Source organism: Nocardia sp. TBRC8007 (assembly GCF_056629435.1).
Window position 1 is genome coordinate 462,466 of sequence record NZ_JBWSOR010000001.1, and the last position, 12,986, is coordinate 475,451.

Consider the following 12,986-nt stretch of genomic DNA (forward strand, 5'->3'; position numbering starts at 1 on the left):
AAACTGACGGGGACTGAGCAAGACTTCAACACCCGGCCGCCACCGGGGCCGAAGGAAGGTCGACCAATGAGCACGCTGCACAAGTTCAAGGCGTACTTCGGCATGGTTCCGCTCGAGGATTATGAAGACGACTACGTCGATGATCGTGCCCCTCGAGGTGTGGACGAGCGCGGCATGCGCCGGCCCCGTGGCTACTCCGACCGCGACGGTTATGTCGACCATTACGGTGATGATCGCTACAGTGCGGACCGCTTCGACCCCGACTACCCCGAGCCTGCCTACAAGGCGCCGTACCAGGCGGGGTACTCGGTGTCGCGGCACGATGACTACGCCGACGAGCACTATGGCGCCGACCGTTACGAAACGTCCCGGCGACCCACCCGGATCGATTCCGCCCCGTCGGGACGCTTCCGGGCAGGCGGCAGTGCCTCGACGTTGCGCGGTACCACCCGTGGCGCGTTGGCTGTCGACCCCGACGCTGAGGAGCGCAGGCTGGAGGAGCGTGTTCGCCCTGAGCCCGCCTCCGTGCGCAGGCCAGGGATCTTCGAGGACGGAGGTCCCTTGTCCAGAATCACCACGCTGCGTCCCAGGGACTACAGCGAGGCTCGGATCATCGGCGAACGTTTCCGCGAGGGTAATCCGGTGATCATGGATCTGGTGGACCTGAGTAACGCCGATGCCAAGCGGCTAGTCGATTTCGCCGCGGGTCTCGCCTTCGCGCTGCGCGGGTCGTTCGACAAGGTCGCGACAAAGGTGTTCCTGCTCTCACCTGCTGATGTCGATGTATCGGCCGAAGAACGCAGACGCATTGCGGAAACTGGCTTCTATAACCAGAAATAAGTCCGTGATCGGGGGTTAGAGCGGACCGATAGAAGGTGACGCGGCGCGGCCATTTTGCGCGACGCGATTTTTACGGCAGAGTGAAGCCGTGGCCTTGTTCGCGGTGTTGTACTTCGTGCTGTTCATCTTCTGGCTGTTGCTGATCAGCCGGGTACTCATCGAGTTCATCCGTAACTTCGCCCGAGACTGGCGTCCTAGGGGTATCCTGGTCGTCGTTCTCGAGGTGATCTTCACGATCACCGACCCTCCGGTGAAACTCCTGAGGCGGTTGATACCACCGGTATCACTGGGCGGAATTCGCCTGGATCTGTCGATAGTGGTCCTGCTTTTCGTCGTCTTCATCCTGATGTCGGTAGTAGATGGACTCGGACAATCCGTAGCCCCCGTGTGACAGAATGGGCCGTGAAGACAGCTTGCTAGATCTCCAAAAGACGCTGAAGGGATCCTTCTATGCCGCTGACCCCAGCCGATGTGCACAACGTCGCGTTCAGCAAACCGCCGATCGGGAAGCGCGGCTACAATGAGGATGAAGTAGACGCATTCTTGGATCTTGTGGAGCAGGAGCTCTCACGTCTGATCGAGGAAAACGCCGACCTGCGCCAGCGGGTCGCCGAACTCGACACGGAATTGACCGACGCGAAGAAGAACCGTGGCTCTGCTGCGGTGAGTACCGCGAAACCGCCGCCGCAAGCTTCACCGGAGCCGGTCAAGCCGCCGGTTCCCGTCGCGCAGCCCGCTCCGGTGCCTGCCGCGCCCGCAGCCAAGGAGACTCCCTCCTCGGACGCGAACCAGCAGGCGGTCAAGATGCTCAATATCGCCCAGGAGATGGCGGAACGGGTAACCAGTGATGCCAAGTCCGAGGCGGAGAGCTTGCTGTCGAATGCCAGGGCGAATTCTGAGCGACTGGTCACCGACGCACGGACACGGTCGGAGACCATGATCGCCGACGCCCGCCAGAAATCGGATGAGATGCTGTCGGATGCGCAGACTCGTGCGGACAGCCAGCTGCGGCAGGCAAAGGAGAAGGCCGACGCATTGCAGGCCGACGCCGAGCGGCAGCACTCCGAGATCATGTCGACCATTACTCAGCAGCGCAATGTACTGGAGAGCCGGATCGAGCAGCTCAAGACATTCGAACGGGAATACCGGGTGCGGTTGAAGTCGTATCTGGAGTCGCAGCTCGAAGAATTGGAGAACCGCGGCTCGGCTGTCCCGGTCGACGGCGGCGAAGCATTCGCCGACACCGGTTCGACGAACAATCTCGCGCCTGCCTCGTTCGCCAAAGGGAGTAAGTAGCGGCCGAGCGCAGCAGTGTAGACCGCTGAGAGGAAATGTCGAACCGCCTGGCATGCCTTGGGGGTCATTGTGGTCGTCCTTACACTAGTCCTCGCTGCGATTGGTTTTGTCCTACTCATGGTTTCGCTTGTTACTGGATCGGTGGCCTGGGCGTGGGGATGCATCGTGGTATGTGCCCTCGGCGCGGTGATCTTGCTGGTGAGCGCTTTGTCCATGCGGAGACCGGATCATGATTCCCCGCATGCCCGCCGTAGCGTCGAACGCTGAAGGTGGTTTTCTCGATAGAGTTCCAGTCGGCCCCGCAATACGCATTGACTGCCTCGGTTAGAATCGAACAGGATATGGCGTCGATCCGGCTATCACCGGGGAGTCTTCGGAGGAACGGTGCCGCGGCTCTCGTAGTGTGCACTCAGTAGAACCGAACGGGTGAGCCCGTCACAGCTCGTGAAATAAGAGGTCCGGTGTTGCGCTACGCCGGACAAGCGGGGTGGTACCGCGGTTTCGGCGCACCAGGCGCTGTTATCGTCCCCGTGTCAGGATACGGCACGAGGAGACGCATCCGCGATGGCGGACCACACTTCCAGCGACAGCACCTACCCGCGCGTTGATATGAGCGCAGGCAACGGGATGTCCTTTCCCGAGATGGAACGTCGTGTACTCGACGCGTGGGCGGTTGCGGGCACATTTCGCGCCAGCATCGAAAACCGTTCCGGTGCATCGGAGTTCGTCTTCTACGACGGCCCGCCTTTTGCCAACGGCCTGCCGCATTACGGTCATTTGCTCACCGGATACGTCAAGGATCTCATTCCGCGTTTCCAGACTATGCGCGGTAAACGGGTGGACCGGCGCTTCGGATGGGACTGCCACGGATTACCTGCGGAAATCAAAGCCGAAAAACAGCTCGGTATCACGGACAAATCACAGATCGACGCGATGGGGCTCGCGGAATTCAACGAGGTGTGTAAATCCTCGGTGTTGCGTTACACCGGGGAATGGCGTGACTATGTGACACGTCAAGCTCGATGGGTCGACTTCGACAACGACTACAAGACCTTGGATACCGACTTCATGGAGTCGGTCATGTGGGCTTTCAAATCGCTCTACGACAAAGGCTTGATCTATCAGGGTTTCCGAGTATTGCCCTACAGCTGGTATGAGCAGACACCGCTGTCGAATCAGGAGACCCGTCTCGACGATGCCTACAAGATGCGACAAGACCCGGCGGTCACAGTCGATATGACATTGCAAGTCCCCACTGATCACCCGCTGCGCGAACTCGACGGGGCCAATGCGCTGATCTGGACCACCACGCCGTGGACATTGCCGTCCAATCTGGCGATCGCGGTGCATCCTGATGTTCGTTACGCGCACGTGCGTGCCGCCGATGGTAAGCGCTATCTGATCGCAGCCGAACGTGTCTCACACTATGCGCGGGAATTCGGTGCGGATGTGGAGGTACTCGGCGAGTTCGATGGCGTGGCGCTGGCCGACTTGTCCTATGCTCCCCCGTTCGATTTCTTTCTCGGCCATCCGAACGCACACCGTGTACTCAACGCCGATTACGTCACTACCGACTCCGGCACCGGAATCGTGCATCTGGCACCGGCTTTCGGTGAAGAAGACATGGACGCGGCCACGGCTGCCGGCATCGAGATCGTGCAGCCTCTGGACGCGGGAGGCAAGTTCACTTCGATGGTTCCCCCCTATGCGGGCCTGATGGTATTCGATGCCAATCCGGTAATCATCAAGGATCTCAAGGCTGCGGGAAAGTTGTTGCGGCACGAGACGATCGAACACTCCTATCCACATAGCTGGCGTTCCGGACAGCCGTTGATCTATATGGCCGTGCCGTCGTGGTTTGTCGCGGTTACCACGTTCCGTGAGCGGATGGTCGAGCTGAACAAACAGATCACCTGGGTGCCAGAAAACATCGGCAGCGGGCAGTTCGGTAAATGGCTCGAAGGTGCTCGGGATTGGAACATCAGCCGTAATCGCTACTGGGGAAGCCCGATTCCGGTGTGGGTGTCTGATGATCCGGCCTATCCGCGTATCGATGTGTACGGCTCTCTGGATGAACTCGAGCGTGATTTCGGCGTACGCCCGAAAGATCTGCACCGGCCGATGATCGACGCGCTCACCAGACCGAATCCGGATGACCCGACCGGTAGGTCGACCATGCGCCGGGTGCCGGAGGTATTGGACTGCTGGTTCGAGTCGGGCTCGATGCCGTACGCCCAGGTGCACTATCCATTCGAGAACAAGGAGTGGTTCGACAGCCATTTCCCTGGTGATTTCATCGTCGAGTACAACGGGCAGACCCGCGGCTGGTTCTATACGCTACATGTGCTCGCGACCGCGTTGTTCGACAGTCCTGCATTCAAAACCGTTGCCGCGCATGGCATTGTGCTCGGCGAGGACGGGCTGAAGATGAGCAAGTCCAAGGGCAACTACCCGGATGTGAACGAGGTATTCGACCGAGACGGCTCCGACGCGATGCGCTGGTTCTTGATGAGTTCACCAATTCTGCGTGGTGGTAACCTCATTGTGACCGAGCGGGGCATCCGTGAAGGTGTCGGTCACGTACTGCGGCCGTTGTGGAACGCCTGGACCTTTCTGCAGTTGTATGCCGTGGGTACCGGGACGTGGCGGACAGACTCGCCGAATGTGCTGGACCGCTATATTCTGGCGAAGCTGGCGCAGACCAGAAACGTCATGACCGATGCGTTGGAGATATACGACATTGCGGGTGCCTGCGAGGAACTGCGCTCGTTCGCCGACGCGCTCACCAACTGGTATGTGCGGCGGTCCCGTTCCCGATTCTGGAGCGAGGACCGTGATGCGGTGGACACGCTGCACACTGTGCTAGAGGTGGTCACCCGGCTGGCCGCACCATTGTTGCCGCTGATCACCGAGGCGATCTGGCGCGGCCTGACCGGTGCGGACTCAGTGCACTTGGCGGATTGGCCGCACGAAAGCGAGCTGCCGGATGATCCGGAGCTGGTCGCGGCCATGGACGAGGTACGTGTGGTGTGCTCGACGGTGCTCAGCCTGCGCAAGGCGCAGAATCTGCGGGTGCGGCTGCCGTTGGCCGAGGTCACCATCGCTGCGGCCGATGCGCGACGGTTGGCGCCGTTTGCCGACATCGTTGCCGACGAGGTCAACGTCAAGAAGGTGGACTTGACCACCGATGTGGATTCGCATGGACGTTTCGAGCTGGTGGTCAATGCTCGCGCCGCGGGGCCGCGCCTCGGCAAGGATGTGCAGTCAGTGATCAAAGCGGTGAAGGCCGGGGAGTGGTCCGAGGACGTCGATGGCGTCGTCACTGCGGCTGGAATCGCATTGTTACCAGAGGAATACACTCAGCGCCTGGTTGCCGCCGAACCGGAGTCGACTGCGGCGTTGCCCAAAAATGCCGGCTTGGTGGTGCTGAATTCGGTCGTCACCGAGGAGTTGGAGTCCGAAGGGTGGGCTCGTGATTTGATTCGTGACCTCCAGGAAGCTCGGAAGTCCGCTGGTCTCGACGTATCCGACAGGATCGCCGTGGTTCTGGATATCCCAGCCGACCGGGTCGGATGGGCCGACACCCATCGCGATCTGATCGCGGGCGAAATCCTCGCCATCGCGCTGACCTTCGGTGATGCGGGCCCGGAGGCCGTCGACCTGGTCGGTGGTGTGCGGGCCAAAGTGACCAAGGTCTGATAGCCCGAGCGCGAGACACGCCGGGCGCGACAGTATTGTCGCGCCCGGCGTGTCTGGGAGTGTGGCCAGACGGCCCGCGGTGACCACGGTTCCCACGAGGTTGCCGACGTGGCCGGGCGAGAGCTTCGCATGTTCCGATCTGATCGCGATAGCCGGATGTTATGCACATTATGTGAAACTAAGCCAGAGTTATTTATGTGATATAGATCACATGCTGAAAGTTTGCTGAATCTCTGTTCATGATCGAAGACGCACGGCAGAATCGCGATATTGCCCCTGGTTCGGGATAGTCGCAGGGGTGGCACGAGTTTTCATTCATGGAGTGTCCTATCTGAAACTGTGCGCATAGGGCGGTTGTGCGCCTGGGTGCGGTTGACCACGGCTCTGTCTCGATGACTTTGTTGGCGCCGTGTGTCAGTCATAGTTGCCGAGCGATTGCCTGCTGATCGGGCTCATGGAAAGGGCGAGCACGTGCCAACGAAATCTTTTCGATCTCTACGTCGCAGCACCCTCGGATTCTCACTATCAGTCATTGCGGTCATCCTGCTTGCCGGGCCCGCGTGGTCCGACACCAGCGAGTCGGGCAGCGTATCCGGCGGCCCCGGCCGCGCGTTCGTCAGCAGCAGCGCGGTCGCATTGCCTTTGCCCAGCCTGCGTGGTATCGGCGCGCTGGCAGCGGCTACGACACAGCTCGGCAAGCCTTATGAATGGGGCGGAACCGGCCCGTTCAGCTGGGACTGCTCTGGCCTGGTGCAGTGGGCGTACCGTCAGGTCGGAGTGAAGATCCCTCGCACGACCTGGCAGCAGGCGAAGGTGGGAACACCCGTCCCGCGATATGCTCTTTCGCCCGGTGATGTCGTAGTGCTGAACCGAGACGGTTCACACGTCGGGATCTACGCGGGCTACGGTCAGGTTCTCAACGCCTACGACTGGGGTGTGCCGGTCGGCTATACCCCGTTGCGTCAGTTCGATATCTACGCTATTCGTCGCTTCTGAGTGTTTCGTCGCTTCTGAGTGTTTCCAGGTCAGGAACACCTAGGTGCCGCGGCGAGTCCGCGCTGGAAGCATTTCTGGCGAGCGGCCCCGACCCGAGCTTGTGCGATGCGGTCGGGGCCATGGCGCGGAAACATACTCGTAGTCGAATCGGATAACACCTCGCTGCTGCCGGGGAAGGCGCGATCCAGATGTCGATCAGCTGCCGAGGTCGGCAGCGAGGCTGCGCAGCAGCGGTCCGTACTGCGGATGCGCCAGCGCCGAGGCGAACTGCGCGACCAAATAGTCGGCCGGATTACCGGTGTCGTACCACCGGCCCCGGATCACCTGGCCGAATACCGGATTGTCCGCGGCATAGACATTGATCGCGTCAGTGAGATACACCTCGCCGGTACGGTGCTCGCACCAGGCCTCGGTATGTGCGCGCAGTTCCTGGATGATTCCCGGGGTGACCACGTAACCACCGATTGCAGCGAAGGACGATGGTGCGTCCTCCGGCTTCGGTTTTTCTCGCAGCCCTGTGATGCGTAACAGGCCGTTGCCGTGGTCGTCGGTTACCACCGGAACGCCGTAGCGGTGCGATTCGGTGGAGTCCATCGGCATCAGCGCCAGGACGGGGGCGTCAGTGGCCGCGTAGGCGTCGATGAGTTGCTGAGCGCGCGGCACTTTCGCGACGAACACATCGTCCGGCCACAGCACCAGCATCGGCTCGTCACCGAGGTGGCGGGCGGCGTTGAGCACCGGGGTGCCGTTGCCGTATGGGCCGTGCTGATCGAGGTAGGTGATATGGCCGAGCCGGGACAGCTCGCCGACTTCCTCGACTGCGTCGGCGAAGACGACCTTCCCATCCGCGCGTAGCTGGGCCACTAGTGCCGGGTTGGGGCGGAAATGGTCTTGGATCAAGGATTTCCCGCCGCTGACCACAATGGTGATATCGGTGATGCCTGAGGCGACCAACTCTCGAACTGTGTGCTCGATCACCGGCTTATCCCCGACCGGAAGCATCTCCTTGGGGATGGCTTTGGTCAGCGGAAGCAGCCGTGAGCCGATACCGGCGGCCGGGATGACGGCCTTGCGGATGTCCATGGATCCGATCATCACACACCAGGACGTGCCTACCGTGCTGTCCGCACGGCTTGTCCATGGCTGTTCAGTACTTCTGGATACATCCCCTGCGCGGTGCATAGGAGCAGATCAAGGCATCGATGCGGAGCTGGTGATCCGGCGAGTATCTGTGCGGGTTTCGCGGCAAGCGGGCAGCGCCTGCGGGTGCGTCGTCACCAGACCGTGCCATCGGGTGCCGAAATATGTCGGTGGACCCGCGTACATTGCTGCTGTGCGTACCGAGAAGGCATCCGGTGAGTTCGCGCCTGCGGCCATGGTCGGTGCCACGCACAGCGAGAAACCGGTGCGCGGGCAGTATCCTGCCGTGTTCGATTCCGCCGTTCCCGCGGTGTTCGATTCCGCCGTTCCCGCCGATGCGGACAGTGTCGCGCGCCGCTGGGTTCTGCACATCGACATGGACGCGTTCTTCGCCTCGGTCGAACAATTGACCCGGCCTACATTGCGGGGTAGGCCGGTATTGGTCGGAGGGGCAGGCGCCCGTGGCGTCGTGGCCGGAGCGAGTTACGAGGCGCGGGTATTCGGCGCGCGCTCGGCGATGCCGATGCATCAGGCACGCAGGCTGGTCGGCGTCACCGCGGTGGTGGTACCGCCGCGTGGCGCGGTGTACGGGGCGGTGAGCGGACAGGTCTTCGACGTGCTGCGCAACCGTATTCCGGTGTTGGAGACGCTGTCGTTCGACGAGGCATTCGGTGAGCCCGCCGAGTTGGCGGGCGCTACGGTAGCCAGAGTCCACGCGTTCTGCGAAGAACTGCGTGCGCAGGTGCGCGCCCGCACCGGGCTGACCGCGTCGGTCGGCGCGGGCACCGGAAAGCAACTGGCCAAGATTGCTTCCGGGCTGGCCAAACCCGATGGGGTCCGGATTATTTCACCGGTCGAGCAGCAGCGCTTGCTGGCGGGGCTCCCGGTGCGCAAGCTGTGGGGTATCGGGCCGGTCGCGGAGAGCAGGCTGCGCACGCTCGGCATCGAGACGGTGGGCGCCTTCGCCGCCCTACCGGAATCGGAGGCGATATCAATCCTCGGCGGCGGTGTCGGCGGCGCGCTACACCGGCTGGCCAGAGGGATCGACGATCGACCGGTCACCGAACGGGCCGAGGTCAAGCAGATCGGTGCGGAGACCACCTACGACAACGATATCGTCACCCTTGTCCAGTTACGGCAGGCCATCACAGAGATGGCCGGTTCGGCACACCGGCGGTTGATCGAGGATGGTCGTGCGGCCCGCACCGTAGTGCTCAAACTGAGGAAATCCGACATGAGCATCGTCACCCGCTCCAGCACGTTGCCGTACGCGACCGAGGATTTGCCGACTCTCCGTGCCGCCGCGCAGCGTTCGGCTCTCGACCCGAGGGAGCTGGGCCCGATCCGGCTGGTCGGAGTGAGTTATGGGGGTTTGTCCACGGTCCGGCAGGAATCGCTGTTCCCCGAATTCGATCGTGGTCCGGCTGCCGAGATCCCTGTAGCAGGGACGTCGCCGGGGCAGGAGTCGCCCGAGGACACGGCAGCCGCGGCAGCCGCGGAGTCACTCGCCGCGCCCGCCAGGACCGCCACCGTCTGGCATCCCGGTATGGATGTGACCCATCCCGAGCACGGCCATGGCTGGGTGCAGGGTGCGGGGCAGGGCGTGGTGACCATTCGTTTCGAAACCCGTTCGACCGGTCCGGGGCCCACACGCACCTTCGCCGCTGCCGATATGGCCCTCGTCCCAGCCGATCCACTGGATAGTCTGGCGTGACGGACGCATGCCGCGGCTGATCTCGCCGCTCAGAAACTCGCGGTCGTCGCTGGCGACATTCGTCGATCAGGTATGTCCTGGTGGAGCGTTCGTTGCCGGTAGCCTGAGGCCTCATGCAGCGCTGCCGTTCGGGCGGCGGTTGTTACGGTGGAACACAATACGGACCTCCTCGAACGTAAAGGACGAGCAGTTGAAGCTTCGTAAGACTAGACGCATCGCGATCGCCGGCCTGGCCATCGTCGCCGCGCTCGGCATGACTGCCTGTAGTAGTGACGACAAGGACAGCGAGTCCGCCGCCAAGACGTCGACCAGTGCTAAAGCGTCGGCTACTACGACCGCCTTGCCGCCTGCCCCGACCGTCGCGGAACTGAACGCCGATCTCGCTCGCGCGCTGGACCCGTCGGTTCCAGCTGCGGAGAAGTTGGATAAGATCCAAGGCGCCGAAGCCGATCCGACACTGCCAGACCGCTTGGCCAAGGCCGCGGCAGGCTCCGATGTGAAGATCGTGGTCACCGACGTCACCTCGTTCGGTGACAGCGTGACCGCGAAGGCCACGTTCACTGTGAACGGCCAGGAGAACCCCGTTGACGTTCCGTTCGTCGTCGACAACGGCAAGTGGAAGATCCAGAAGGCATGGGCCTGCAACATGCTGACCAACCTGGGCCAGCAGTCGACGGCCTGCAGCTAGTTCGCGCGTTCCGGCCGGGCCGGTCGCCGGGGACGGACCTGGCGACCTGTCCGTTGTCGTAAGCGCCGAGGCAGACCGAATCGCCAAGCCTGCTGCGCGCCCGTGGGCAACCTGCGGGGCAGGGCCAGGCTCGGATGTGCCGTAGCCTTGCGATCATGTCGATTACCGTGCAGACGTCGGGGACTACCGGACTCACCACGGCGCAAGTCGAGCAGCGTCGCCGGGACGGTCTGACCAACGATGTCCCTGCTCGCGCGAGTCGCTCGGTCCGCGACATCATACGGGCGAATGTCTTCACCAGGATCAACGCCATTCTCGGCGTCCTGCTGATTGTGGTGCTTGCCACCGGTTCGATCATCGATGGCATGTTCGGCCTGCTGATCGTCGCCAACAGCGCGGTCGGAATCATCCAGGAGATTCGTGCCAAGCGCACGCTGGATCGGCTGGCCATCGTCGGTCAAGCCAAACCGACCGTGCGCCGGGACGGTACGGCTGTCGAGATCGCGCCGAGTGCGGTGGTGCTCGACGACTTGATCGAGCTCGGCCCTGGCGACCAGATCGTCGTGGACGGCACAGTCGAAGAATCCGCATTGCTCGAGGTGGACGAGTCATTGCTCACCGGCGAGGCCGATCCGATCGACAAGACGGTCGGCGCTCCGGTGCTGTCCGGCAGTTTCGTTGTTTCCGGATCGGGCGCCTATCGCGCCACCAAGGTCGGCCGGGACGCTTACGCGGCGCGGCTGGCCGAGGAGGCGAGCAAGTTCACCCTGGTGCGCTCCGAGTTGCGCAGCGGTATCGACAAGATCCTGAAGTTCATCACGTACCTGCTCATCCCCGCGGGTCTGTTGAGTATTTACAACCAGCTGGTCTCCAGTAAAGAGTCGTGGCAGCCCGCAGTTACCGGGATGGTCGCCGCGCTGGTACCGATGGTGCCGGAGGGACTGGTGTTGATGACCTCGATCGCGTTCGCAGTCGGTGTGGTGCGGTTGGGTCAGCGCAAATGTCTGGTGCAGGAGCTGCCGGCTATCGAAGGATTGGCCCGCGTCGATGTGGTGTGCGCGGACAAGACCGGCACGCTGACCGAGAACGGCATGCGGTTGTCGGACCTGAAGATCTTGAGCGCCTTCGACGACAGCGAGGTCCGCGCCGCGCTGGCCGCGCTGGCCGCCGATGATCCGCGTCCGAATGCCAGTGTGCAGGCGATCGCCGAGGTGCTGCCGGACAGACCAAGCTGGCAACGTACTGCTGTCGCGCCGTTCTCCTCGGCCAAGAAGTGGAGTGGCGGTTCCTATGGTGTGCACGGCGACTGGCTGCTCGGCGCGCCGGACGTGCTGCTCGACCCTGGCTCCGCGGACGCGGTTCTCGCCGAGAAATTGGGTTCCTCCGGTCTGCGTATCCTGTTGCTGGCGTGCAGCGACCGTCCAGTAGACGCGCCGGACGCCCCCGGTAGGGTGCGCCCCGCTGCCCTGGTCGTGCTGGAACAGAAAGTGCGACCTGATGCTCGGGACACCCTCGAATACTTCGCAGACCAGGATGTCTCGATCAAGGTGATCTCCGGTGACAACGCCGTGTCGGTCGGTGCGGTGGCTTCCTCGCTCGACCTGGCGGGTGGCGACCATGCCATCGACGCACGAGAGTTGCCGGAGGATCGCGACCGATTGGCCGATGTCCTGGAGTGCAGCACTACCTTCGGTCGGGTCCGTCCGGATCAGAAGCGTGCCATGGTCGCGGCCCTACAGACTCACGGGCATACCGTGGCGATGACCGGTGATGGGGTGAATGATGTTCTCGCGCTGAAAGACGCGGATATCGGAGTGGCGATGGGTTCGGGTAGCCCGGCCACTCGTGCGGTGGCGCAGATCGTGCTGCTGGACAATAAGTTCGCCACGCTGCCTTTCGTCGTCGGTGAGGGGCGTAGGGTCATCGGCAATATCGAGCGGGTGTCGAATCTGTTCCTCACCAAGACCGTCTATTCGGTGTTGCTGGCCTTCCTGGTCGGGGTCGCCGGGGTCGGCTCGCAGATCTTCGACTACGAACCCATCGCCTATCCGTTCCTGCCTCGGCATGTCACCATCGCGGCCTGGTTCACGATCGGTATCCCGGCATTCGTTCTTTCGCTCGCGCCCAACAATGAGCGCGCGCGTACCGGGTTTGTCGGGCGGGTGATGCGGTTGGCCATCCCCTCCGGTGTCGTGATCGGCGTGGCTACTTTTGTGTCCTACTTGATCGCCTACGCGGGTCCGGATGCGAGCGAAGAGCAGAAGATCCAGGCGGGCACTACCGCGCTCATCACGCTGATCATGATTGCGGTATGGGTGCTGGCCATTGTCGCGCGACCATATGTGTGGTGGAAGGTCGTACTGATCGCGATATCGGTGGCGGCGTATACCGCCCTGTTCACTGTTCCGTTCACCCGGAACTTCTTCAAGCTCGACCCTTCGGATCCCGCGTTGACCGGTGCCGCGCTGGCGTGCGGTGCGGTCGGTATCGTGCTCGTCGAGGTGGTCTGGTGGGTGAGTGCGGTGGTACGCGGTGAAGAGCGGAGGCTATTACCCAGCTCACCGAGCGGGGCTGCCCGATAAATCTGCCGCTCGAGGCATTGTGCTATGAGAA

The 12,986-nt window shown here is 62.5% G+C and carries 9 protein-coding genes; 8 read left to right on the forward strand and 1 reads right to left on the reverse strand.

Annotated elements, in window-relative coordinates:
• The first annotated feature begins 66 nt into the window (after positions 1 to 66).
• The 5 genes from ACX4ZE_RS02030 (at position 67) to ACX4ZE_RS02050 (ending at position 6,831) form a co-directional block, all read left to right on the forward strand.
• Positions 67 to 840, forward strand: a complete 774-nt coding sequence (locus tag ACX4ZE_RS02030) for a cell division protein SepF (protein WP_480271506.1) — start codon at positions 67 to 69, stop codon at positions 838 to 840.
• 88 nt (positions 841 to 928) lie between these two features.
• Positions 929 to 1,231: a YggT family protein gene (locus tag ACX4ZE_RS02035; RefSeq protein WP_480271507.1), complete on the forward strand. Its 303-nt coding sequence runs from the start codon at positions 929 to 931 to the stop codon at positions 1,229 to 1,231.
• A gap of 59 nt (positions 1,232 to 1,290) precedes the next feature.
• Complete coding sequence (wag31, locus tag ACX4ZE_RS02040; protein ID WP_480271508.1) at positions 1,291 to 2,136, forward strand: DivIVA-like cell division protein Wag31; 846 nt, start codon at positions 1,291 to 1,293, stop codon at positions 2,134 to 2,136.
• 564 nt (positions 2,137 to 2,700) lie between these two features.
• Complete coding sequence (gene ileS / locus ACX4ZE_RS02045) at positions 2,701 to 5,835, forward strand: isoleucine--tRNA ligase (protein WP_480271509.1); 3,135 nt, start codon at positions 2,701 to 2,703, stop codon at positions 5,833 to 5,835.
• Between the two features lie 471 nt (positions 5,836 to 6,306).
• Complete coding sequence (locus tag ACX4ZE_RS02050; protein ID WP_480271510.1) at positions 6,307 to 6,831, forward strand: C40 family peptidase; 525 nt, start codon at positions 6,307 to 6,309, stop codon at positions 6,829 to 6,831.
• A gap of 195 nt (positions 6,832 to 7,026) precedes the next feature.
• On the opposite strand, the gene ACX4ZE_RS02055 is transcribed toward ACX4ZE_RS02050, so the two are convergent.
• Positions 7,027 to 7,914, reverse strand: a complete 888-nt coding sequence (locus ACX4ZE_RS02055; RefSeq protein ID WP_480271511.1) for a UTP--glucose-1-phosphate uridylyltransferase — start codon at positions 7,912 to 7,914, stop codon at positions 7,027 to 7,029.
• Between the two features lie 433 nt (positions 7,915 to 8,347).
• Between ACX4ZE_RS02055 and ACX4ZE_RS02060 the strand changes: the two genes are divergently transcribed.
• The 3 genes from ACX4ZE_RS02060 to ACX4ZE_RS02070 all read left to right on the forward strand — a co-directional run bounded on the left by ACX4ZE_RS02060 (position 8,348) and on the right by ACX4ZE_RS02070 (position 12,955).
• Positions 8,348 to 9,685, forward strand: a complete 1,338-nt coding sequence (locus ACX4ZE_RS02060) for a DNA polymerase IV (RefSeq protein WP_480271653.1) — start codon at positions 8,348 to 8,350, stop codon at positions 9,683 to 9,685.
• Positions 9,686 to 9,875: 190 nt separating this feature from the next.
• Positions 9,876 to 10,373: a WKL family lipoprotein gene (locus ACX4ZE_RS02065; RefSeq protein WP_480271512.1), complete on the forward strand. Its 498-nt coding sequence runs from the start codon at positions 9,876 to 9,878 to the stop codon at positions 10,371 to 10,373.
• Between the two features lie 155 nt (positions 10,374 to 10,528).
• Complete coding sequence (locus tag ACX4ZE_RS02070) at positions 10,529 to 12,955, forward strand: cation-translocating P-type ATPase (RefSeq protein WP_480271513.1); 2,427 nt, start codon at positions 10,529 to 10,531, stop codon at positions 12,953 to 12,955.
• Positions 12,956 to 12,986: the final 31 nt, after the last annotated feature.

What these genes read in the sequence shown, in the direction of transcription:
- ACX4ZE_RS02030 (WP_480271506.1), top strand. Translation starts at nt 67, where the DNA reads ATGAGCACGCTGCACAAGTTCAAGGCGTACTTCGGCATGGTTCCGCTC.
- wag31 (WP_480271508.1), top strand. Translation starts at nt 1,291, where the DNA reads ATGCCGCTGACCCCAGCCGATGTGCACAACGTCGCGTTCAGCAAACCG.
- ileS (WP_480271509.1), top strand. Translation starts at nt 2,701, where the DNA reads ATGGCGGACCACACTTCCAGCGACAGCACCTACCCGCGCGTTGATATG.
- ACX4ZE_RS02055 (WP_480271511.1), bottom strand. Translation starts at nt 7,914, where the DNA reads ATGGACATCCGCAAGGCCGTCATCCCGGCCGCCGGTATCGGCTCACGG.
- ACX4ZE_RS02060 (WP_480271653.1), top strand. Translation starts at nt 8,348, where the DNA reads ATGGACGCGTTCTTCGCCTCGGTCGAACAATTGACCCGGCCTACATTG.
- ACX4ZE_RS02070 (WP_480271513.1), top strand. Translation starts at nt 10,529, where the DNA reads ATGTCGATTACCGTGCAGACGTCGGGGACTACCGGACTCACCACGGCG.